This window comes from Acinetobacter sp. IK40, from assembly GCF_035615075.1.
Lineage (GTDB): Bacteria > Pseudomonadota > Gammaproteobacteria > Pseudomonadales > Moraxellaceae > Acinetobacter > Acinetobacter courvalinii.
Genome location: NZ_JANBOE010000001.1, coordinates 616,121 through 640,146 on the forward strand (window position 1 = coordinate 616,121; position 24,026 = coordinate 640,146).

Sequence of the window (24,026 nt, forward strand, 5' to 3'; positions counted from 1 at the left end):
GATGGACTATGAAATTCCACTTAATTACGGCAATCAAAAATTTAATATCAAGCTTGGTACCGCACAATTCAAGTTGCAACTTATCTATCGTGCGGACCGCTGGTATTTAGATATTTTTGATACTGCAGAGAATCGCTTAATCACGGGTTTGCCGATGCTCGTTGGTGACAATCTACTGGCTCAACATCAGCACATCATTAAAGGTTCAATGTATGTGCTCAATACTAACGAAGATGAAAGCCAGTCATTTAGCGATTTAGGTTCAAACATCAAACTGTATTGGAGTGACTCATGACAACACAATGGATACGTAACTGCAGGCTGACAATTCAGGTTGATGAGAATGCACCTGATGCTTTAGATTTTACTGATTTTAAAATGACATTTGTTGTTAGTCAGCCTACAAGAGATCAACCCAAGGCTGCAGAGATCTATATCTACAACTTATCGCATGAAACCATGAATAAGTTGGCTGGTGTAGATGACGATAAAAAGAATACCCAAGTTATTTTAGCCTGCAGTTATGGGAAGGATGAACCTGAGGTTATTTTTAAGGGCCGTGTTTTTCAATACCGCCGTGGCCGTTACAGTCCAGTTGATACTTATCTTTGCATTCTGGCTATTGCTGGTGATCAGGTGCGTAATGATGCAATCATTAATCAATCAATTCCTGCAGGCACTCCAATTCAAGGGCTTAGCGATCTGATTGTTGAGGAGGCAAAGAAATACGGTATTGATGCGGGGGATCTGGTCCAGTTAAGTGATCAAAAGTATCCGCGGGGACGGACCTTGTTTGGTAGCTTTCATGGTCTGATTGAGCGTGTCGGTCGCGAGAATAACGTCACTTATGATTATTCAGAAGGGGTACTCAATTCAACTGAACTGGATAAATTCTCGATTCAGTCAATCTTTGACCTAAGTTCTGAGACAGGTATGGTGGGAATGCCACAGCTCACCAGTGAGGGTGTTATTGTTAAATGCTTGTTGAATCCAAAGTTAAAACGGATGGATAGAATCAGGATTGATACTCGGAACATGCAGTCTGAAAACTACGACATTGCATATGAAGGTCAGGGGAAAGATCAACCGTATAAAACTCCTAAACTGGCAACCAATGCCAAGGGTATTTTTGTGATTCAAGCAATCGAGCACAGCGGTGATACACGTGGGGATGAGTGGTATAGCAACATGGTATGCACGGCACTCGGGGCAGTAGTACCTTTAACAGGTATTACACTCACTGCCGTGGACGAAAGTTGGACACCGGCACCAGGAGCAGGTTGATGGCATTAACAGTCAATGAGCGTTCGCCGGATCTGCTCAGTATTATCAAAGATGCGGTTACTGCAGAAGTGTTGGGGGTGTGGACGTCATTGCCCTGTGAAGTAGTAAGTTATGATCCCAATGCTGTCACGGTAGAAGCTAAGCCTTTAATCCGTGTACCGGCACGGACACCAGACGGCGGTATTGAAATGCTGGAAATTCCAATACTGCAGGATGTGCCAGTCATGTTTCCATGCGCTGGTGGCTTCACCATCACACATCCGATAAATATAGGGGATGAGTGTCTTGTCAGCTTCTCATCGCGCAATATCGACAACTGGTGGCAATCTGGCGGGGTTCAGAACCCCTTTGACACTCGGCATCATGATTTATCTGATGGTTTTGCCTTTTTTCGACCGCAATCACAGGATAAAAAGATATCTGATATATCGTCAGATAATCTCGAGATCCGAAGTGATGACAATGCGACGAAGATTCAAATCACACCTGGTGGAATAATCAATTTCATTGGCCAGAAAGCTATCTTTCATTGTGATGTGGAAATGAAAAAGACATTGACGGTGAATGGATTAATTAAGTCGCTTGAAGATGTTTTGGCCAAAGCGGTCAGCCTGTTTGGTCATAAGCACAAAGGTGTTCAATCCGGATCTAGTACATCAGGTCCACCAGAATAATAGTTATCAATATGAGGGGCGCGAAAGCGTCTTTTTTTATGCGCTATAGAAAACTTTCAAGTGATGGCGACTATGTCTTTGGATCTGGCAAGAATGACTTTCTTGTGAATACACCAGGGACTGTGGCGCAGGCAATTTTATCCCGGTTAAAACTGTGGCTTGGTGAGTGGTTTGCTGATACTGCAGATGGTACCGGATGGAACCAGTCAATAGTCGGCAAACACTCAAAGAATCTTTACGAGCTCACGCTCAGGCAACGTGTTTTAGAAACGCCTGGTGTAGTCAACATAATGGACTTTCAAAGCTCGCTTGATCCAGATACGCGCCGTTTAACGGTAACTATGACGGTAAATACGGTCTACGGCGAAGCATATCTTAACGGGGATTTAACAACATGACTTTAACAACTGTTGCACCGGTCATTACAGACAGTGGTCCCGTTGCACCGACCTATTATGAGATTGTTGATTATCTCAAGACACAATACAAAAGCATCTATGGTGAAGATGCTTATCTTGAAAATGACAGCCAGGACGGGCAATGGATCGGCGTATTTTCCCGGGCTATTGCAGATGTGAATGGCGTGATTATTGATCTTTATTCGACATTTTCACCGAAGACAGCCAGTAAGGATGCCTTGTCACGGAATGTGGCCATAAACGGGATTGCTCGGCAGGTACCAACTTTTTCTACAGTGGATTTGGAAATAACAGGTATACCAGGCACAGAAATTACCAAAGGCTATGCTTTAGATGACAACGGCACGCAATGGATTTTTCCTGAGTTTGTGACGATTGGCGATTCTGGAAAATCTGTCATTACTGCTACAGCCAAGAATCCAGGTGCCGTTCTAGCCATGAGCAATACCGTTAAAATTATCGGTAAGCCTACACGGGGCTGGAAAGGGGTAAATAATCCCGCTGCATCGTCATTGGGTATGTCTGTGGAGTCCGATGCAAAACTGAGACAACGCCAAGCACTTTCAGTGGCCATTCCTTCGCAATCAAAGACAGATAGTATCAAAGGGGCAATCTTTAGCTTACCTGGTATTTCTCGTTGCAAAACATATGAGAATGACACGGACTCTACAAATGGCTTAGGTATTCCATCTCATAGCCTTTGTGTCGTTGTTGCTGGCGGTGATGCCACAGAGATTGCTGATGTTATGCGGGCGAAAAAAAGCTTGGGCTGTGGCTGGTACGGTAACCTAAACGTTACGGTGATCAACTCTTTTGGAGACGAGGAAATCGTTTCACTATATCGGCCAGACATCATCAACATCGGCTTTAAGCTGAATATCGTTGGCTCTTCGGAATATACCAAAGAGATTGAAAACAACATTAAGCAAAATCTTGCTGACTATGTGAACCAACTAGATATCGGTGATCGGATCATGATGAACAAGTTATGGATTCCTGCAGGCCTGTTCGGAAATCTTGACTCGGAAACCTATCAGATCGATTCAATCCAAATTATTGCTAATGATGTGCCCATCGATGGTGACTATAGCTTGGCATTTAACGCCGTGGCTTATTGCGATACAGACAATATTGAGATTAATACGTCTGGGGGATTCTAAGTGGATGCAAGTAAATACATCGCATTGCTGACCAGCCAGCATCGAGATAAGCCGAAATATAGAGAGACGGTAGAAGCCTCTCTCAATCCTTTAATTGATTGTCTGGAATGTCTTAATGACATTGGTAGTAAATTCGATCTGGAAACGGCTAAGGGAGACCAACTGCAGATTATTGCGGATTGGGTGGGTGCACCGAACTCGATCCCTAACTCAGTACCAGTTCCTTATTTCGGCTTTCAGGGTCAGCCAGCATCGTTGCCGTGGCGCGAAACTGATGACCCAAGTTTTAAATCAGGGTTTTGGCGTGAGTCGGGGATGAGTGGCTATACGGCGCTTAAGATGCCCCCCAAGCTATTTAAAAAAGTGATTAAAGCCAAGATTTTGCTGAATAAAAGTGATTGTACTGAGTTATCAGCGAAAGAAATTATTTCTCTTGTGATCGATAAACCATTCAAGTTTAAAGACAACAAAGACATGACTATAACTTTTAGCTTTTTAGCCAGTTATGAAGTGTTTGAACGGGAGTTAGTCCGATTAATGTTCCCTTTACCTTCTGGGGTAAGGTTGATATTCGAGGGTGAAGATGAGTATTGAAAAATTAACCGAATTTGCAAATCTAGCAGATGAAAAAAGCAGTAATACCGATGGCTTAGATTTAAATAAGGGATTCCCATCTAAATTACAGCCCGCACGTCAGTGGTTCAACTGGTTATTTAACGCTTTGACCAAAAAGTTAAATGAAGTCGTTGATCAAGTAAATGAAAATGTCACGGCAATCAGTGAAGAGGTTAATGCAAGAACTGAAAGTGATGAAGAACTTGGACTTAGAATTCAAGATTTAGAAAATGCACCGAAGTCGCTTGGCATAGAGCAGTCCTATGAAGATGTAACGGCTTCAAGGGTGGTTGGCGAGACATATCGGAATCTAACTGGACGACCAATTTTAGTGACTATTACACCCACCGTAAATTCTGCTGTTGCATCAATTTATGTGAATGACATAAGAGTTACGATAGCTCAAGCAAGTTCCGCTTCTGCTTTTCCGCTAACGGCTATTGTTTCCGCTGATTCAGAGTACCGTTACGAGGGTGCTAATGTTTGGCTCTGGACTGAATTGAGGTAAATGATTGAGCCAGTTAGTCGTAACTTAAATTTTTTATTATTCGTCGCGGCAAAATTATTTACAGCCGTAATAGTTGTTCTAATCACCCAATGAGGTGATTTTTTATTGCCTGGAGAAAAGCATGGCAACGAATTGGAGCGCCATTTTAAGCAATGCCAATAGCCTTGCAGACATTCTGATGATCTTGCGTAAAGTATTGGCAGGCCTAGATGGTAAAGCTGATATCACTTTGATTGATGAAGCGCTTGAAGATATTGAAAATATTAAATCTGATGTTGCTGATGAAATCGAGTATTTCAAAAAAGTAATTAATGAGTCTGTTGAAAGTGGCTTATATGTACCATTTTCAACTCAGGCAGAATTATTAGCTTATGTTCCTGATGCAGAGCCAGTAGTAGGTAAAGCATTTGATACTTTTAAAGTTTGGATATGGGAAACACGAGATCTAGATACTACACCTGCATGGCATGACACAGGTAAAAGTGAATATGACCAGGCAAAAGATTACGTAAATTCTAGTGCTGCTTTTAAAACGCATGTAATTAATGCTGGGGAATTCACATCAATTGACCAAATTATTGTGCGTGGTGAGTACGTCTGTAATTCGGATGCAATTGCTGCAACTATTGGTGGATTGCCTGTAAATAAGGCATTTCATCTGGACGTGAGTGCATCAGGAAACTTTATATCACAGGAGTTCAAGCCATCCTTTACAAACGATGTATATGTGAGGACCTCTAACGCTTCACTTAATTTCCCAACTTTTAAAAAACTCGCTTTAAGCGAGGAGGTCGCAGCTTCTACGAATGCTGCAATGTCTGCAATTTCTTATAAAGTATCCAAGAATATGTTTAACACAGGGACTGTTGTAAATAATTCTCGCTTGTCTGCTACAGGTGCTATAGCCGCTGTCACCAATGCAAAACGTTCAGCACATATTCCAGTTGGTGCGGGACGTAAATATACGATTTCATGGACAAATGCTGCAACGGTTGCGCCGGCAATTGCTTTTTTTAAAAATACTACCGATGTGCAAGGGCAAAATTATCAGTCTTTAGGGCTTGTTTCACCAGTAACAATTACTGTGCCTGCAAATGTCGGGTACCTGGTGATTAACACTAAACATGAAAGTAGTGTGGAACTTACAAATCTGCAAGTTGAGTTAGGTGAAGAGTCAACCAGCTATACGCCTTATTCTGAAACAGGGACTGTCATTAAAGATAGTTCTTTGTTGCCTGCTTTGGCTAAAGACTATGAAAAAGTATTTGAGTCAGTAAACCTGTTCGATGAAAGCAAAATTTTACGTAACTATTTTCTATCTTCAGTTAATGGATCTCTGAGTCCTTCAGCAGGCTGGACAGTCTCTGGCTTTATGCCGGTCGTTGCAGGTAAGCAATATACACTTGATGGCCAGCGTGGTAGACAAGGAATTTCATTCTTTACTACAAATTCAATTACAACAGATCCGGCACTACTTTATATAAATGATAACAGTATGCCGATAACTGTTACAGCGCCGCCAGGGGCAAACTATGCCGTAATTGCTCTTGAGTCAGCAAGCATTAAAGGCTGGTCTAAGATACAGTTTGAAGAGGGAAGTGTTGCTACTCAATACATTCCATTTGGACAAACGCTCACCTTGGTTGATTCTGAGTATCTGACAACTGATATTGCTACAGTTAGAAATAAGCTTTCATTAATTGAAGGTGTCGGATATATCCAAAACTATGTTTCGGATCTAAAAGCGAAATTGAATATCAGTGTTTATACGCCAATCAGCAGCTTGGTCTCATCAGTTTTCAATTTTGTCGCTGATGATTTTGATGGTCAGAATATGCGTTTATGTGGCGATGATTCTGCACCAGTGCGAATGATGGGTGCAACGATTGGCGCAAATCATGGTTATGGTAAATCAGTTTTAACAGCAAATGGTCACGGAAAAACAGATTCAGATATTGGATCGGTTTGGAGTGATGGCACATATCAATGGGTCATTATTCAGGTTATTGGTGTGAACAGTCTTGCAGTGACCTGTCGAACAGAAAACCGTTCCTATAGCAGCACATTGCCAGCACTAACTCATGTTAGCGGTGCTACTAGTACAGCGAATATTACCCCAACTGCAGTAACAAATAACCAGTGGCGGCCAATGCTTAAAAACCATTCTATACAGCATTTGGTAGATGGGGAGTTAGTCACAGATAAAACTGGGGACTGGCCATACAAAAAATCAGTATCGGTTCTTGAAAGCTATGACCTGATGGAAAAGAATGCAATTGTTGAATGGGTGATTGCAAACAAAGGATCATATAAAGTTCCTTACGAAGCCGAATCAGCACTGAATGTATCAATGAACTATATATTTGATGATGAGGGAGGATGTGTAATTCCTTCTAATTTCTTCACATATAAATCAATTGCTGCACAAGATCTGATGTTCACACAGGCTGCCCGTTTAAAGCTGGGCATCAGTGGTCCAGTTAAATATTATGTGCCTCGTTCAATAGCTTTTACTCATGATTCACAGTCATTTGATTTTTCAATTCCATCCGTCATTGACTCTTTGAGTATATCAAGTCGAATCGATTTTGATGTAGGTAAAACCGAAGCAGGGGCCGTACTACCTGACCGTTTGATTATGCTCAATGACACCATTGGTTATGCAATTGGTTATCTGCCTATTCTTGATGCGGCACCAGATATTCGAAATTCACGAACAAGCAAAGGTATTCAGATTAGTGAGACAGAATCTAAAGTTTACCCATATCTAGTGGATGGTCTTACATCACTGAATGCTGGTGAACATTACTCATGTGTTGCATATCGGATTTACTTCAAGCGTAAAGCGAACCGTACATGTGACTATATTGTTCGGTCTCAGTACGGCGACTTTATGTTCTTGGATTGGCATATCATGAATCAGATTGATGTTATCGAGTTGCCACATTATTTAGTTGGCCAAGAATTTGAAGTGATTGAACAATCTTCAAATATCCAGGTATTGTCCAAGGTAGCTACATCGAGAATCGCCGTAAAAATCAACTCAGGTGGAAATGCACGTTTAGTTCTTAAATTTGCTTAAAAATCAAAATCAACAACAGCCTTAGCCTTTGCTAAGGCTTTTTTATTTTCTGGAGAAGTGAAATGTCTGAAAACTCTGCACTCGGGGTTAGTGCAGCAACAATATCGCAAAAAGTAACAGCGACTACTGGGGTGGGATCGTTTCTGGGATTTATCGCAAAAATTGATGTTATCGCTTGGGGCGGTTTAATCATTGCCGTCATTGGTTTAGCAATCCAGTTTTATTTCGCTTGGCAAAAAAATCGACGTGAAAAAGTCGAACATGAGATGCGTAAAGCTGAATACAAATTACGTATTAATAACTTAAAAGGTGGGTGCAATGTCAAACAAGACTAAAATTGCTGCAGTGTTATTGGGGGCTTCGGCCCTTTTTTTTGCGCGAGTAAAAGAGAAGGAAGGGTTTACCGCTCATCCGGTTATCCCCGTTCCTGGTGATCGGCCTACACAAGGGCATGGTTCAACGTTCAAGCCTGATGGAACCGCCGTTAAAATGTCAGATCCACCGATTACCCGCGCCACTGCAGACAAGTGGCTACGGCATGATGTAGCCAAGCGTGAGATCCCATTCAAGAACTCATTGAAAGGCGTGAAGTTATCACAAACTGAATATGACGTTTATCTGGACTTTTCTTACCAATACGGCACCACAGCTTTTGCCAACTCATCAATGTTGCGCAACTTAAAAGCAGGGAACTACAAAGCGGCATGTGCTTCGTTATTGAAATACAAGTACGTTGCTAAGCGTGACTGTTCTATCCGGGCGAATGGCTGTTACGGCGTGTGGAAACGTCAGTTAGAACGTTATGACAAGTGTATGAGGGCACAGTGATGGGGTTAGTTATTGCAGTAAAATTCTGGCGAGAAATCATTATTGGTGTTCTCGCCATTTTTTTGATTATCGCTTTGGCGGTACTCAACCATAAATCTGGCTTGCTCAAAGAAGCTGAGCAGAAATGCATTGCACAGATACAAAAGATCGAACATGCACAGGTTGAGGCATTGGCCAAGCAGCAAGATAAAGTTAATAAAGTGAGCGCTGATTATGAAAAGCTTAGGTCAGAACAACGTACAAAAGTCGAAACGGTTACACGTACAGTGCAAAAGATCGTTGAGCGTCCTATTTATCTCAACCGCTGTATTGATGATGACGGGCTGCAGCAGATCAACAGCCTTATCGAAACCCGTAATTCCAGCTAACTTGATGCAGCCTTGTGAAAAGTTCAGCACACTGGACGATGGGATAGGAAAGGTTGTTACCCTTTGGGCGGTTGATATCGTAGCTAAAGGCAATGAATGTGCAACCAAAGTGGATGCATGGATAGAAATAGGAAAAGCCCTCTGAGGAGGGCTTAACTTGTAAAAAAACCAAATCCACCAGGATTTGTTATTTCTGGATATTTTCTAGTGTTTAAAACACCCCATGCACCATTTTGATTGTAATAGCAAGAACTACCCATACTCATGCCACGCATATTTTTATCACATATGGTATATAACATCCCTTGTTGAATGATGAAGCCATCACAACCTTCATGTAAAAATAATGCTTGATGAATCTCAACTTTGTTATCAGCTATTCTTATATCAAGAATTATTCGTTTATCAGAGTTATCACGAATCTTAATGTTATTACCTTCATAGGTATAGTCAAAAATGTTCGTGCTTACAACCAATTCACCCTGGATTACATTTAATAAAATAACTCCATTTTGATCAGTTATTCTTAATGAAGTTGATAACCATCCATCATCTGAATGTAGTGTAAAAAATGACTGGCCATTAATCCAAATAACATGATGCTCATTGTATTTCGCGTGATCCCAGCCTAAACATGAATTAGTACCTAGATTGACATCAATCTTTTTTGATGGTTCTATTTTATATGGAGTTGTATTTGGTTTCTGGGAGTTATAAGGTTTTTTTTGCCCATGTATCAAGCGTTCCTTTGATAACTTATGTGTTGTTTTTGAGGAGTGATGATTAGGGCAAAGTAAAATAATATTATCAACGGTATGTTCTTGAACAACTGAATACTCCTCTATGTGTTCATACTCATAAAAAGGCATTCCGCAAATAACACATCCAAAAAATGAATTTTGTCTTACTTGTCTTTTGATGCTTTCTGGGATTTTTGGTCTAGATTTACTCATTTTGATTTCCATATTTAATTAGTAATATAAAATTTCGTGTGATCACTATTTCTTTTGTTCATTAATGAATTTAATCGTATTTGATACTATATTAGATATATCTGTATTGCTTATATTTTGTTCCTGTTCATTCGTTGGTAGAAATTTATTAGATCCTTTGAAAAAGCTTGATGATAAGTTGATGATTAAATTTTTACGTTGTGCTGAATCTAGCTCTCTCATATATTGAGGTAATGTTTTTAGTTCCAATACTGTTAAATTGAAGTAATCATGAAGTTTAATCAGCCTATTTCTTTCTTTAATAAAATATATAATAAGTGCAGACAAGGAAAGCAGTAAAGATAAATAAGTTAGGAAATTATATAAGTCTTTAAATAAATCTTTTTGAAAAATTATAAATATTATTTTTAGGGTGATTAGTAATGTTATTACGGAAAATAGAGATACAATAATCACGTTTAATTTGTTTATTTTTCTTGATGTGTTAAGTACTTCATCTTGATAACCATTTTGTAGCTCATATGTGTTTTCAATGGCTACATTTTCTTTTATTTTAGATAGCATTTCATGACTATCTTTTATTTCTTGAAGCTGAAATTTTAATTTTTTAAGCTCACTAAATGCTTTTAATGTTTCAAGATTTGTGTTTTTATTTAAATCTTTGATTTTGACATCACCAGATGTTCTTTCAAGCAAATCATTTCTTAATTTTAACATTATTTTAGCTAAATTTTTTTTATCAGTGATATTTGCATCAAGATAATCATTTTTACTAAAATTTTCTTCAAAATTTAAAAACTTTGTTGATAGTTCATCCCATAATAAATCGAAGTCATAGTTACTTATGTTTTCCTTAACTTCATATTCTATGTTGGATAATACATCCCATACTGTAAATTCAAAATAATGGTCTTCCTGTAGAGGGTTTTCCATTGAATATCCTATTATTTCTAAATCATTTTTTAGAATCGCATCCAGTTTTGAAAATATATCATTATATATTTCTATTACAAATTTTAGGTTCTTACCATACAGGTTTTTCTTTATGTTTACACTTTTTCTTAAAGAAGAGAATCCACTAGATATTGTTTGAAATAATCGATCTCCATCTCTAGAGATTAATTCCTTATTGTTTTTTATATGGTTAATTATAGTTATGATTTCAGCTTCTTTTAACTGAAAATTTTCTTCAACGGTGTTTTCCTGTGACATAAATCTATTGTCTCTTTAACTGAATTTTTATTTATATATTAATTGTTTAGTCTTTAATGGTCAATAATTCATCCCATCTAAAGGGATTCCTACTTAATTTATCCCGGCTCATAGACCAATTCCGGTTGGGCACAAAGCAGGGACCTATTCCTATCTTTTTCTTACCAAATTTCTGATGAACACATTCCATAGCTTTCATCAGCCTTTCTTTTTTCTCTATCTCATCAAAATCTGTTAATAGATCATATGTATGACCACTTTTGGGCTCTAAACAAGTCAACAACACGCCGCACTTCTTGTATTTGATTCCTTCCTTAAAAATATGATTCAGCATCAATGTGGCTGCTTTCGCTAAATCTGGCGCAAAGTCTGTAGGTTCTGGAAACGTATAACTTACAGACTTATTATAAAACGGTACATTCGGATCAAATGGATTGGATTGTACAAATGCAATGATGGTCCCGCAAAGTAACTCCTCACTTCTCAACCGGGTGCATGCATCTTGAGCATACATTGAGATAGCTTCTTTTAAATCTGTCAGTTCAGTTACTCGAGATCCAAATGATCGGCTGGCCACAATCTGTTTTTTACTCGGTGGAGTATGTTCAATCTCAATACATGAGATACCTTGAAGCTCTGCAACTGTTCGCGCCATCACAATAGAAAATCGCTTTTGCATCTCACGCGGATCTGAGCTAGCTAAATCAAGTACTGTATTAACGCCCATTGCTTGAAGCTTCTTTGATATTTTGCGTCCGACACCCCAAACCTCTGACACATCGATATTCGCAAGGTAATCCTCTTTATTGCACAGATCTATATTCACCAAATCACAAACACCCTCAAAGCTTGGATTCTTCTTTGCGATATGATTTGCGATTTTTGCTTCTGTTTTTGACCGTCCTATGCCAACACATACTGGAAGGCCAATCCATTTTAAGATCTTCTGTCGCATGTCTTGGCCATACTCGGTTAAATCATAATTCTGGTAATAAGCTGTCAGGTCTAAAAAGCATTCATCAATTGAATAAATTTCTTGCTCGGCTTCTGTAACATATTGACCAAGGATCTTGTGAAAACGGCGAGACATCTCGGCATAGAGAGCATAGTTACTCGAGTGAACTTGGACATTATGTTTTTGGACAATATCCTTAATCTGAAAGAGGGGAACTCCCATCCTGATACCTAGTGCTTTGGCTTCATTTGATCGGGCAACAGCACAACCGTCATTATTGCTAAGCACAATAACCGGCTTGTCTCGTAAGCTTGGATTAAACATGCGTTCGCAGCTGACGTAGCAATTGTTCACATCAACGAGTGCGAATACTTTATTTTCGGATTTCATGACTTTCTTGTATTCTTTAATACAAAAGTAACTACACCCCAGAGTTCTAATTGTTGTCCATCGTTTAAATAAATATTGCTGTATTCTGGATTTTCAGCTTTTAGCCAGATACCTGTTTCGTCAATCATCAACCGTTTGACTGTGAAATCGTTATCAACCAATGCCACAATGATATCTCTATGCTTGGCTTCAAGACTGCGGTCTACAATGAGCTCATCATCAATATCAATACCAGCGTTTATCATTGATAGTGATGCTACTTTGACAATGAAAGTGGCGCACTCATTCTGGATCAAGTGCTCATTCATATCTATTTTTTTATCGATGTAGTCTTGTGCTGGTGATGGAAAGCCTGCCGAAACTTTCTCGATAGCAACAGAAATCTGCATTCGCATAGAGGGCTCAATAAGCGAAATAGACCCTATATCAGAGAAGTACTCACGTCTAAAATGATTCTTGATTTCGATGATTTGGGATGATGAGCTCATAAATACCTCTTGAATTTGTTACGTAATCAAGATGATAGACTATGGCCTACAAAGTTAACAAATTTTAAATTTTCTGCTTAAACAAAGGGAAGTCATAACTTGTCGCTTAAAAATGTGCATTTGGTCGGAATTTATGCATTTCATTTTTAGGCGCAGCGGTGTATTCATCGGGTGGTAGATCTATTAAAAAATCCCGTGCTTGATCATGACTACAGGTAAGCCAATCTTTGCGGCGACCCTTTGGAATTACCACAATTGAGCGCTTTTCATCGTCTGGAGCATGAAACTGTTTCATAAATGGATGCATATCAGCATTGATCGTTAACATGCTCATTGAAACCATTGGTTCGCCGTTAACAACGGCATATTCATAAATCCCAGCAACGGTAAATGGCATGTCATCCTGACGATAAATGCCATACCAATGAGATTTACCATTGATGTACTTGGGTTCGAAAATAGTCTCAACTGGAATTAAGCAAAATTGATTTTTAGACCACGCATGGCGGAAGCTCGGTTTTGATGCAACCGTTTCAGATCTTGCATTATGAGTATTGCGCACTTTCTTAATATCATCAGCCCAATTTGGTACTAGACCGAAGCGGGCAGATCTCCATTCAATCCCGTGCTCGGTCGAAATGAGAATAGGCCCACCGTAGCCTGGATATAAGTCAGCTTTGTATTCGAATGTGGGTTCAAGAAGATTGAGTAATTGTGCTCGGCTTCTGGCTATTGGTTCATAGTTTGCACACATAATAATTCTCCTTTTTAATCACTATGAACCTATAAGTTGTTTTATTTATCTATAGATTTGTTTAAAGAAGGTTCTACTAAAATATTTGCCTCTTGTAAAATCCAGTCTTCAATACGCTGGTGGTGAACTCTCAAAAGATCAACCGGGCGGTCTTTGTAGTGTTTTTCCTGAGTAGCACTTGGTTTATGACCCATAATTTGAGCAACCACACCTTGTGGTATATCTAGCCATTCTGTCAAATTACTAAAAGATCTTCGAAGATCATGTATCGATAAATGGGGTAGACCGTACTCGTCTAGTTTTTCATGGTACTTTTTTCGAACGTCAGTAATATATCCACATTTTGATTTATTTGACCAAAAAACGTATTTAGAATCAGGATTCTGGGGTAAAGATTTAAGTAGCTTTTCAACATATGAGGTCATAGGAATAGAACGATAGTCCTGATCATCTTTATCCCAAATCATGATCACTTTCCATTTGAAGTCTAAATGTTCCTTTTCAATTGATCTTAGTGAATCAGAACGCGGTCCAGTGAGAATAGTAATTTGTAGAAATGTTCGATGCATAATGTTCGGAACTTCTGATACTGCTAAAAACCAATTTGATAATTGATCTTTTAATAAAGCACGCTTACGTGCCTTCAGGACGGGAACAGCTTTACGAACACGTTTTGTCTGATGCACATTTTTACCAATGATTTGGGAATAAACGTCGTGTTCTGAACACCAATTAATACAGGCTCTTGCTAAACGAAAGGCTAAAGCTGTTTGTCCTGGTCTCGTGATTGACTCATTCTTTTGCCATTTAACTAGATAATCTGCTGAAAACTGTGAAAGAGGGGTGTTAACCAAAGCATATAGGGCTCCATCAATTGTTAATCCTTCACCGCGTTTTTTCTTCTCACCACCTTTCTTAATTAGTTTAATGTGGTCATCAAAATGCCTATCGCTCCAACGGCTTTTGTTTTCTTCAACATATTCCTTAAAAACATGACCAAAAGTGATTTTTTTTAAAGACTCAAGTCTAGAAAAATCAGTATTTTTAACTTCTTCTTCAGCTTTATTACGACGTGGGTCAATACCTTGATCACATAATTGTTTTAAGCGCCTAGATTCAATTCGAGCTTCATCAAGGGACCAAACGTTTACATCTCCAATTGTAATACGTACAATTTTGTTAGGGATTCTTCCTTGGAAGATATAAGACCGATTATCATTATTTGTCACTCTAAGAGCCAGGCCGTGGGTATCAAGATCCCAGTAGAAGATTTGATTTTTACCGTCTATTGGTTTTTCTAATTTGAGAACTCTACTTGTGGTGAGCTTAACTTTCATATTGATTACATCGCTTTCGTGTAAGCGCTATGTAATCAAATTACATCAATGTTAGTCAACACAGATAAATACAAATGTTGTATAGTTGACTGAAAATAAAGAAAATATATAAATTTAAAGCATACTGGTGAATGCTAATGAATACGTAAAACTCAGGACTCATAATCCGTTGGTCCACAGTTCAAGTCTGTGTGGGCCCACCATATATCAAGCACTTACATGTATTAACTGTAAGTGCTTTTTTAATGTCTAAAAATTAATGGTCGCAATAGAAATAAAACAATAGGGCAAGACCTGTAGTATCTTCTTGGATTATCTTAAGACCGTATAAGTCCCATCATAATTATGCTCAGGCGGAGGTATTATCCTTTGTCATATTTCATTATTTTTGATATCTTATAGTTTTTATTCTTATAGATTATTAAAGTGAAGAATGTCTTAGCTTTCACCATAATGTTATTTTTATTCGGGTGTGAAAGTTTTGAAGATTATAAGAGTAAAGACTCTAATATAATGACGGAGTTTGATTCTTATATTATTGAGAATGATAATCAAGAAAATATCAGAGATTTGAGTAAAAACACTTCTTATATTCGAAAATCTGAAATTAATTTAAATAAAGAAAAATTGATCCAAAAGTGCAAAAAACTTGTGCTGGCCAATGTAATAAAGAAAAAAAGCGTGAGTTTTAACGATAATTTGCGTGGGAATTATTATATAAATCAAAAAAGTGGAGACGTATATCTTTATCTGGAGTTCTGCGCTGAAAATGAGCTGGGGAATGCACAAGAATTTAAAGGTAAATGTATATTTTCAATAGATGGCCAGACTCAAGTGAGTATTTTTGAATAGAATCGCGCTTGAAGACTTGTATATTGTTTAGCATTGCCCGCAGAGCAGAATATCGTGAGAAATAGATCAGAGCATCCCAGCTATTTCTTCAGCTTAAAGGACTAAACTAAGTAAGAGAATGCCATATTGTAGAAGAGGGTTGCTACAAAAATTGTTTAGATCAGTTGTACTCAAACCGCTGAGCTCTATGCTTGCTTGGGATTTGTTAAAGTATCCGCCATTTTTGCTTTCTATCTTCAATCTATCCACGTAAGAACGTGGAGAGCAGATGTCTGCTCGTTATGCCCGCAATTGAATCAGACTATTGAATAGCTCGTTTTTCATGCTGATAAAAATGCAATAAATAAATTTTAGCTATTGAATACTAACAATTAAATCTAAAAAAGTTTTTTGATTATTAAAAAGATGTGAATCTGTTGTTAATGTTAACTGAATCACATCTTTATAATAAATATATTAACTAGTAGTAGTTTGCAATAATAATCGCGTTTTTATGATCTGGAAGTTGCTCAAAGCTAATCTCAGTCATGGTGTTTTTTTGAGGTGAAGTATTTAAATCGCTTAATGAAATAGTTTGAGATTCAATTTTTTGCCGTAACATGTTCAATTGTTCGCATTCATTGATTTGCAGTTGTTGAGAACAGGTATCTTCTACAATACTTCCATTCAGCTGGATTGTGCTTGCAGCATAACTAACCGAAGCAAATGCCATTAATGATAAAAGTAGGGCAGATTTATAAATATAGTTATACATATTTATTGCCTTTTATAAATGTATTAAGTATTAATTAACATGGAATTTATTATCGAGGCAATATTTAAATAAATTTTTAATTAAATATTTATTTAAAGTGTGATCTATTTAAGGTTTTATTTTTAAATTGATAATTAATATAATAAATTTATTTTGTTAATCGTGTCACATATTTTTGTTTTAATGCGAATTTAAAAACCTGATCTTTCTAGTATACATTATGCGACTGTTGTAGCATATTTTAAAACTCAAATATGGAACTTAGGCATACCATTGTTACGGGAGAATTATGCGAATGCTATTTTGGGTAACAAAAAAAGCCTAATCGTCGATTAGGCTTTTGTGACACTAAGCTAGACTAAATTACATTACCGCAGATGTCCGTTGTGCCTTGAGGGTAACTGAATTGTAGTGCATTGCGGTCAGTGATCAGCTCAGATGTGAATTCTAGTCCCGCAAGTTTGTCTGAGAATACACCATCCTTATCAGAACCAACCCAGCTACGAATATCAAAACCTATATTTTTCAATGGAGCAGGGAGTGTTCCTTGATACCCCTGATCAACACCATTAACAATAAAGCCAACCTGTTTGGTATTTTGGTTGATATAGATACCTACGCGATGATATTTACTTTGATAGTCGGTCATTTTATTGTAGTAATAAGCAACTGAAGTATACTCAGTCTCATCACTATTTGGGTAACCAAGCATAAATAATATGGATGGTGGGTTTTCACCGAAATCAGGATCAGCGGCACCTGCCATGAAACTATATCCTGACCTTACAACATATCCATTTTCAGAGATTCCACTAAAATTAATATCTGCGAAATAAGATGAACCTGGTTCTCCGTAATAACCCCCACTTAGTGGGGCGCCAGGTATATAGAGTTGCATTTCCAGTGCAAGAATCCCTGTTTTTGGTAAGTTAAAATCTCCTAAACCATCTTGTAAGTATGGAAAATATGGAGAATTTATTGCCGAATAAAACCTTGCTTTACTGGTAGCTAAGTATTGTAAGTAATTAAAAGTACCGTACTCAGGGTCGCTATTTGAAAAATAAGGGGGGGCAACGGTTAAGCTAAACTTTTGACCATTGATTGCTGGAAATATACCCATCAGATATTCTGAATTTTGATTGTTCCATAAAGCATCATAATCTTGTTGTGTGGCATCGAAGTTATACTGACATGTTTGTGGCTGGCTAAAACTACGCAAACTAAAGCTTGAGGATGGTGCTGCTGTTGATTGAGTAGAAATAGCATTTTGTTGTGAACCATTTTGATTTTCACCACAGCCGAGTAAGGCTAGGCTAAGTGCAAATATGCTCAGTTTTTTCATTGATTATTCCTCTGGTGTGGTATTTACGGCTTTTATCAAAAATTAAATGTGAGTATTTTTTGAGTTATTGATTTTAAAAATTAATAAGTTAATTATATTTTTTGAGTTTTTATAAAAAAAGACCTCTTGTTTGGGAAGAGGTCTTATAAAAGGTTAATCGTATTGGATCGTCACTGTAGCCATAGCGCGGACTTTACCCGCAGTGACATTGGCTGCAGTTTGATAATAACGAGCTGTTAGTGGAACATTGTATTGAACGGTTTGGTTCGATTTCACTGTTCCTAGCTCTAATTTATTACCTAAGCCAATAACTTGATTTTTATTCTGATAATTCCACACAAGTTGAACGCCAACACCATTCGCTTTAGTCGAGTTTGGCTCAAGATTCTTTAAAACCTGAGTGTTATTGCCTTCTTGTTGGTAATCAAAGGTTAAACTAATAAGGTTCTTTTCTTCATAACCTGTTTGGTTTTCACCACCATTACAGAGAATATTTAGTTCAAAAGATTGCTCTCCTTGAGTAGAACCAATTCCTTTAAAGCCTGATTTCATCACAGTTGGAAGTTGTACCGCTTTATTAATATCACCTCTCCATTCACAAGAAGAAGAAGCAATCGTAATAGCGTTACCGTAAACAGTACTGGTTAAGAAAGGGCGATCATTCCTGTTTCCAGCATAATAAGTACTATAAACACCAGGCACTAATGTTCCTGAGCCTGTATTTTCTGCTGTCTTCACAATTTCAACAACGAAATAGCCCTCGGCAAGGCTAATACGAGTACTTGGTACAGATCGGGTATAAGGATAATATCCTGAGAAATTCGTTGCGTTAAAAGCTTCTCGATAAAGACGAATTCCAATACCTGGGATATTGGTTGAATAGATATTATCGCCCAGTGGACTAATTGCATAATTTTGTAGTAACCGTGCGACCATCATATCGCTACTATTACAAGTATATGTTGTTCTAGAATCAGGACGAATTTCAAAAAGAGATTTAACTAAGACTTTACCAACGGGGTCACTTGGTCGAACTACAACTCGACCAACTTGCATGGAGACGTCAATTGTTCTGAAACCCGCGCTAGTTGAACAAGCAGCTTGAGCTGCTGTATTGATACCAAAACCTACAGCAACCAAGGCACTGCTTAATAGTAATTTTTTCATTTGCATACGGCCTCAGACATGATCATGCTTTGCTGATCTTTAGAAATTTGTGCGCTAACATCATAACTAAAGTGGCACTGTTCATTGGCTTCTTCGCCCCATTTTACATACAAATCACCTTTTGGCTCTTGGGTACGTAAATACACCATGCTGCCTTGGGCAACAATACCAACAGATTCATCTTTAGCATTAAAAACTTGCGAAGCAAACGGTAAGCTTTCACCTGTTGCTGTTTTGGTATTGATGTAGATGGCATAGCCCTTCTTGGTCGAGAAATCAACTTTTGCAATCGCACCCGCAAATGGGGCAATACGCTGGCTGGTTTCTTCCAATTCAACATTGGTTGACATTTCTTGCGGATCAAGTGTGATGTCATTCAAACGGTAAGGCGTGACATAAGGAATCACGGCATAACCAGCCTTATTTACACTGAGTCCAACGGTATTGTTGACTTTGGCACCTGCAGCATCTGGTGCATAGACCAGCACCATGGTTTGCCCTTGTTCCGGACCAAACAGGATGCCTTTTTCATGGGCAACGATACTGCCACTCACACTGAGCATCGCCTGTTGATAAGCATCAGCGATGCTATATGAGCCACCTACGGTCGCAAAGTTAGTGCGATAACGGCTATTCACGTTAAAGCTCGGGTTTTGTCTATCTTGATGAGATACAGAAGCACCATAGTTAAAACGATCACCGACCATTCCGCTCATACCCACAGTACGGCTGTTTTCAGACGCGGTCGCATTGACGTTGACAGAGCTCTTTCTGAAATTGATCGGGAAAGAAAGGGTCATCAAATATTCAGTATCACGGGTTTGATTTCTTGAACCATATTCAATCTCACGATTGGTCGCAGAAAGACCATAGGTCAAACCATGATAATTATTGCTGTAACCGATTTGATATTGGCGACTGGTCTCATTACGGTTCCAGTAATCATTCCAGGAACCGACCATATAAACATTACCCCAGCCCTCAGGCAGGCCTTGGTTCAGGGTAATCTGGAATTCACTACGTTGTTTACCTACCGCAAAGGTATTCACACCTTTATCTTCAAGGTCACGAATGAGCAGGGCATCACGTAATTTATAATAGTTTTCCGTCGAATAACGATAGGCTGCCAAGGTTAAGTTGGTATTGGTCGGTGAAATCAGTTTGCTATAACTGAGACGGAAACTTTGCCCAGATTGTGAACCTTGCTTGTCAAAGTCAGTATTGGACTGGGTCACGTCAAAAGAGACCGCACCAATAGGTGTTGCTACCGCGGCACCTAATAGTAAGGCACTGTAATCTTCAGCCAGTTGAAAGCCGGTATAGCCGGTCAAGTAGTTGTTAATACCACGTTGGTATTTACCTTGCGTCACCCACGGCGTTAAATCAATATCACGATCACGGAATTCACCGGCAGTGACGGAGTAGCGGCTGAGTCCGGGGCGTAGCATTTGCACAACAGACGCATAAGGAACCGCCAGCTTTTGTATTTCACCATTCGATTCAATAATCGAAACTTCAAGTTCACCACCAAAACCTGTCGGGTAGAGATCATTGATTTCAAAGCTACCTGGTGCAACCGTAGTCTGGTAAATCAACTGACCCTGTTGACGAACTTCTACTTTCGCGTTGGTTTTGGCATTACCACGAATACGGGGCGCATAGCCGAGCATACTATTCGGCAGCATGCGGTCATCGCTCGAAAAATCTAGTCCGCGATAACCGAATGAGTCAAATAACTCACCATTGGTAAAGCTATCACCTAAGGTTAAAACCCCACGATATCGAGGAAAGGCACGTTGTAAATAAGTGCTGGTAGATTCGTAGTTAGATTTCTTCTTATTCGTTGAGTCTAATTCACTTTGAGCGCCATCTTGCCATTGCCACTGACCGTTATGGCGAAGTTGCCATCCTGCAATGTTTGCACCCGCTGTAATTGCCATAAAGGCATTGGTAGTCTCTTTATTATCATTTAAACGGTTAAAGGTTTTGTAAGCACTACCGCTATACGATAAAAATCCGGCATTAACACCACGATCCCAGATACTTGGGTCTACATAGCCCTGGGCATTTTTTTGTAATGCAATTTGTGGAATCGAAATGTCGATACGCAGGCGTGAGGTATCGAAATCGTAATAGGCATTTTCAATCCATTCTTCGATTTTATAGCATGCATTTGGCACATTCGATTCAGTACGGTTGACCAGAACTTCTTGCTTTACACCATATTCAAGTAAAGAACCTGAAGTAAAACAGGTAAAAGCATTCTGGTTCTGTTCAGATGAACGAAACATCATTCTTCTTTTACCGAACCAGTTGCCATTGATGTAGACATCAACGTTATATTCACCCGGTAAAACAGGGTTGCCGTATTTAAAGCGGGAAATATCGACTTTTTGCGCATCACCGATTAAAAAAACAGAGTCGAATTCCGCTTCCATGGGTGCTGCTTGTTCTGTTGTCTGTTCTACTGCATAAACAGCCATAGGCAGCGTTACGGTGATTACCCCTGAAGTCAGGTAATAACAGATACGACGCTTCAAGAATTTAGCTGTTGCATTTTTCTTTGACATAATCGGTTCGCCTATTCAATGATAGGTACAAAATCATTTATACATTGGGAATAAATTTGTTTGTTATTGAAGCTTGATCTGGTGTTCGATACGACCGCCGTAATCATTAATGCTGACATAGCTCATCTTTTCAGTATTTCCCGTTTTTAACTGGACTTTGTCTTCTGAAAAAGGTGAGAGCATTAAACCTTTGGGTAATAGATCCACCGGCTTTCCTGCATTTTGCTGGTAGATCGCCGTCATGGTGACGTGAAACGGCGTTGGATTTTTTACAATCAGTGTTTGTCCGCTTTTAGTCCATTGCAATTTTTCACCTGCAAGATTGGCATCAGTTTTAATACTTGCCGGGCGATAGAAAAATTTAATGCGTGAACGAATCGCAAGCTGTAAAAAATTATCAGGAACAGCATCTTTGCTATTCGCTGTTGGTCGTGGTGGAATATCCAGAACATTTAGCCAAAAAACAGTTTCTTGTTTTTGATTTAACTGAGCTGCATTAGGTAATGCGGTAATACGAAGGGATTGACTCTTCGTTGGATCGACACGCGAAATCGGTGGGGTAATCATAAATGGAACTTTTGACTGGTCTGGTGTACTTTTAGCATCACCTTCATCAATCCATGCCTGAACAAGCGATGGTTTAGAACCATTGTTACTCACTTGCAAAGTTACTTCACGTGCATCAGATGGATAAATCACACGAGTGCCGTGCAAAATAATTTCTGCATGGGTGTGAGTTGCGATGACTGCCGATGATAGTGTTAAACCAAGCAAAAAATTGTAACCGTTCAGTGCCATTTAAATTTACTCTATGATTGCGTGAAATTTACAATTGCGAATTCCTAGAAGCCTAGAAACCCGCAAAGTCTATCAATAGATTATTGATAAATAATTGTATATTGAACTGAAGTGTTTACTTCACCAGCAGATGAAGCGCCAGTTGCATAATATTCAGCATAGTAGTTAAGGTCAGCAGTACCACCCTCTACCACGTCAACCCATTGTGAGTTCGTTTGAGCACCATTGCTGCCTGCAGCAAGCACTGGGATTACTTGGTTGTTGTTACCAAGTAATTGAACATCAACATTTTTAGCACCAGCAGCATTTTGGTTTAATAAACGACCAGTGTTGAAATCAACAGTCGCGCCTGGTTCGAAGTAAGTTGCAACTTTACCTTCTGAACAGTTACCTAAGTTGATTTGGAATGGAGTACGACCAGCTACATCACCTGCGTTAGCAAGAGTTTGTTTAGATACAGTTGGAAGCGTTACGGTAAAGTCTTTACCCGCTGGAGTTACGATGTCACAAGTTTTGTCTGTGACTAGACCATTAATTGTAATCGTTCCATCAGCAGCTTGAGCGTTAGCAATACCTACAACTGAAAGAGCAGCGATCAAAGCAAGTTTTTTCATAATAATTTCTCGAATACATCAGCTAAAAGTTTGAATTAAAATTACTTTTCAGTTGAATTTTTGCGCTGAACAAGTAATGCGCAAAATATATCGCAATTAATTTAAAAAGTGCAAATTACGTCACATTTTTGGTATTTTTTTAATCTAAAATTCCGATTTAAAATAAGTTTGTGATATATATTATATTTTTGTATTTTATAGAGTAAAAATTCAATTTTTTTAATCATTTTTTTTAATATTTCTAAAGATTGATTGATTTTTCCTTTAGAAAAAAAGAATAGATTGTTTACTTTTTGTGCGGAATCATGGGGCTGACTGAAAATGCTTTGCCGAGAAAAAATGTAAAACAAATGCTTTTTTGTAGTTTTTGATTAACAAATTTGAAGAAAAATGACAATCCATTAACAAAATATGCGTACTGCTTTTAAGAATTTTTTAAGGTTCAATCTTTAGTTTTTTAGTCATGATTAGATGAAAAAAACGTCAAGAGGAGCTTTCAATGAACATGCTTTATACCCATAAACCGAATTACTATTTCTTTGCACATAAATTGGTTTTATTTCTGGAAAGTCATCTGAAAAGCCATCCGTTGGAAAAACAAACCAGTTTTAATCTGCAAACCATCTATGATCTGTTTGGTCACGACCGTGCCTCAAGTACGACCAATCTGGAAGGGATTTTAAATATTGCCGATGAATATGTGCTTGAAACAGATGAAGGGCAGCAGTCATTGATCCGTTCGTATCACGTCCACTTAGATAATCACGTGTTGACTCTGGAGTTTAACCCGAAAGCAGTTGATAGTTTGAAATCAGGTCAGACGATTGTGAATCCAAAGGCTGCTTAAACCCAAGCTTAAAACGACCAAGCCTTATTGAAACATTTAGCGAGCATTGATATCG

25 protein-coding genes are annotated in these 24,026 nt (G+C 38.5%); 13 read left to right on the forward strand and 12 right to left on the reverse strand.

The features are described from left to right. Position 1 precedes the first annotated feature (1 nt). From MSG93_RS03025 to MSG93_RS03075, 11 genes are all read left to right on the forward strand, one after another. Positions 2 to 295 carry a phage baseplate plug family protein gene (locus tag MSG93_RS03025; RefSeq protein ID WP_324620529.1) on the forward strand — a complete coding sequence of 98 codons (294 nt, stop codon included), beginning with the start codon at positions 2 to 4 and terminating at the stop codon, positions 293 to 295. 83 nt (positions 296 to 378) lie between these two features. Continuing rightward, complete coding sequence (locus MSG93_RS03030; protein WP_324620531.1) at positions 379 to 1,284, forward strand: baseplate hub protein; 906 nt, start codon at positions 379 to 381, stop codon at positions 1,282 to 1,284. Beyond that, the gene (locus tag MSG93_RS03035; protein ID WP_324620532.1) at positions 1,284 to 1,958 is read left to right on the forward strand and encodes a Gp138 family membrane-puncturing spike protein; all 675 of its coding nucleotides are present in this window, start codon (positions 1,284 to 1,286) and stop codon (positions 1,956 to 1,958) included. Before MSG93_RS03030 ends, MSG93_RS03035 begins: the two co-directional genes overlap by 1 nt. A gap of 11 nt (positions 1,959 to 1,969) precedes the next feature. After that, positions 1,970 to 2,356: a hypothetical protein gene (locus MSG93_RS03040; protein WP_324620533.1), complete on the forward strand. Its 387-nt coding sequence runs from the start codon at positions 1,970 to 1,972 to the stop codon at positions 2,354 to 2,356. Beyond that, on the forward strand, positions 2,353 to 3,537 hold the full coding sequence (locus MSG93_RS03045) for a baseplate J/gp47 family protein (protein ID WP_324620534.1): 1,185 nt from the start codon (positions 2,353 to 2,355) through the stop codon (positions 3,535 to 3,537). The genes MSG93_RS03040 and MSG93_RS03045 overlap by 4 nt, the downstream gene beginning before the upstream one ends. Next, positions 3,538 to 4,131, forward strand: a complete 594-nt coding sequence (locus MSG93_RS03050; RefSeq protein WP_324620535.1) for a DUF2612 domain-containing protein — start codon at positions 3,538 to 3,540, stop codon at positions 4,129 to 4,131. Further along, the gene (locus MSG93_RS03055; RefSeq protein WP_324620536.1) at positions 4,121 to 4,660 is read left to right on the forward strand and encodes a hypothetical protein; all 540 of its coding nucleotides are present in this window, start codon (positions 4,121 to 4,123) and stop codon (positions 4,658 to 4,660) included. Before MSG93_RS03050 ends, MSG93_RS03055 begins: the two co-directional genes overlap by 11 nt. Positions 4,661 to 4,781: 121 nt before the next feature. Beyond that, positions 4,782 to 7,742, forward strand: coding sequence for a pyocin knob domain-containing protein (locus MSG93_RS03060; protein ID WP_324620537.1), 2,961 nt, complete (start codon positions 4,782 to 4,784; stop codon positions 7,740 to 7,742). 62 nt (positions 7,743 to 7,804) lie between these two features. After that, positions 7,805 to 8,077, forward strand: coding sequence for a holin (locus MSG93_RS03065; protein ID WP_324620538.1), 273 nt, complete (start codon positions 7,805 to 7,807; stop codon positions 8,075 to 8,077). Then, on the forward strand, positions 8,061 to 8,570 hold the full coding sequence (locus MSG93_RS03070; protein ID WP_324620539.1) for a glycoside hydrolase family protein: 510 nt from the start codon (positions 8,061 to 8,063) through the stop codon (positions 8,568 to 8,570). The genes MSG93_RS03065 and MSG93_RS03070 overlap by 17 nt, the downstream gene beginning before the upstream one ends. Further along, positions 8,570 to 8,938, forward strand: coding sequence for a hypothetical protein (locus tag MSG93_RS03075; RefSeq protein ID WP_324620540.1), 369 nt, complete (start codon positions 8,570 to 8,572; stop codon positions 8,936 to 8,938). The genes MSG93_RS03070 and MSG93_RS03075 overlap by 1 nt, the downstream gene beginning before the upstream one ends. Positions 8,939 to 9,090: 152 nt before the next feature. On the opposite strand, the gene MSG93_RS03080 is transcribed toward MSG93_RS03075, so the two are convergent. From MSG93_RS03080 to MSG93_RS03105, 6 genes are all read right to left on the reverse strand, one after another. Further along, positions 9,091 to 9,891, reverse strand: a complete 801-nt coding sequence (locus MSG93_RS03080; RefSeq protein WP_324620541.1) for an HNH endonuclease signature motif containing protein — start codon at positions 9,889 to 9,891, stop codon at positions 9,091 to 9,093. Positions 9,892 to 9,936: 45 nt separating this feature from the next. Next, the gene (locus tag MSG93_RS03085) at positions 9,937 to 11,103 is read right to left on the reverse strand and encodes a hypothetical protein (RefSeq protein ID WP_324620542.1); all 1,167 of its coding nucleotides are present in this window, start codon (positions 11,101 to 11,103) and stop codon (positions 9,937 to 9,939) included. Positions 11,104 to 11,149: 46 nt separating this feature from the next. After that, positions 11,150 to 12,448 (reverse strand): Y-family DNA polymerase, encoded by a 1,299-nt coding sequence (locus MSG93_RS03090; protein ID WP_324620543.1) that lies wholly within the window; start codon positions 12,446 to 12,448, stop codon positions 11,150 to 11,152. Next, positions 12,445 to 12,936: a translesion error-prone DNA polymerase V autoproteolytic subunit gene (locus tag MSG93_RS03095; RefSeq protein ID WP_324620544.1), complete on the reverse strand. Its 492-nt coding sequence runs from the start codon at positions 12,934 to 12,936 to the stop codon at positions 12,445 to 12,447. Before MSG93_RS03095 ends, MSG93_RS03090 begins: the two co-directional genes overlap by 4 nt. A 106-nt stretch (positions 12,937 to 13,042) precedes the next feature. After that, positions 13,043 to 13,690, reverse strand: coding sequence for an SOS response-associated peptidase (locus MSG93_RS03100; protein WP_324620545.1), 648 nt, complete (start codon positions 13,688 to 13,690; stop codon positions 13,043 to 13,045). Between the two features lie 41 nt (positions 13,691 to 13,731). Next, on the reverse strand, positions 13,732 to 15,027 hold the full coding sequence (locus MSG93_RS03105; protein WP_324620546.1) for an integrase family protein: 1,296 nt from the start codon (positions 15,025 to 15,027) through the stop codon (positions 13,732 to 13,734). A gap of 453 nt (positions 15,028 to 15,480) precedes the next feature. On the opposite strand from MSG93_RS03105, the gene MSG93_RS03110 reads away from it, so the two are divergent. Continuing rightward, entirely contained in the window at positions 15,481 to 15,879 is a 399-nt protein-coding gene (locus MSG93_RS03110) for a hypothetical protein (RefSeq protein ID WP_324620651.1), read from the forward strand. A 460-nt stretch (positions 15,880 to 16,339) separates the two neighbouring features. Here the strand turns inward: MSG93_RS03110 and MSG93_RS03115 are convergent, their stop codons facing one another. From MSG93_RS03115 to MSG93_RS03140, 6 genes are all read right to left on the reverse strand, one after another. Next, on the reverse strand, positions 16,340 to 16,633 hold the full coding sequence (locus MSG93_RS03115) for a hypothetical protein (RefSeq protein ID WP_032868923.1): 294 nt from the start codon (positions 16,631 to 16,633) through the stop codon (positions 16,340 to 16,342). Between the two features lie 358 nt (positions 16,634 to 16,991). After that, positions 16,992 to 17,975: a DUF4882 family protein gene (locus MSG93_RS03120; RefSeq protein WP_324620547.1), complete on the reverse strand. Its 984-nt coding sequence runs from the start codon at positions 17,973 to 17,975 to the stop codon at positions 16,992 to 16,994. Positions 17,976 to 18,128: 153 nt separating this feature from the next. Further along, positions 18,129 to 19,142: a fimbrial protein gene (locus tag MSG93_RS03125; protein WP_324620548.1), complete on the reverse strand. Its 1,014-nt coding sequence runs from the start codon at positions 19,140 to 19,142 to the stop codon at positions 18,129 to 18,131. Further along, complete coding sequence (locus MSG93_RS03130) at positions 19,139 to 21,712, reverse strand: fimbria/pilus outer membrane usher protein (protein ID WP_420714291.1); 2,574 nt, start codon at positions 21,710 to 21,712, stop codon at positions 19,139 to 19,141. Before MSG93_RS03130 ends, MSG93_RS03125 begins: the two co-directional genes overlap by 4 nt. 63 nt (positions 21,713 to 21,775) lie before the next feature. Further along, entirely contained in the window at positions 21,776 to 22,510 is a 735-nt protein-coding gene (locus MSG93_RS03135; RefSeq protein ID WP_324620549.1) for a molecular chaperone, read from the reverse strand. 80 nt (positions 22,511 to 22,590) lie between these two features. Next, positions 22,591 to 23,124 (reverse strand): fimbrial protein, encoded by a 534-nt coding sequence (locus MSG93_RS03140; RefSeq protein ID WP_324620550.1) that lies wholly within the window; start codon positions 23,122 to 23,124, stop codon positions 22,591 to 22,593. 499 nt (positions 23,125 to 23,623) lie between these two features. On the opposite strand from MSG93_RS03140, the gene MSG93_RS03145 reads away from it, so the two are divergent. Then, positions 23,624 to 23,971: a hypothetical protein gene (locus MSG93_RS03145; protein ID WP_005229912.1), complete on the forward strand. Its 348-nt coding sequence runs from the start codon at positions 23,624 to 23,626 to the stop codon at positions 23,969 to 23,971. The last annotated feature ends 55 nt before the right edge of the window (positions 23,972 to 24,026 follow it).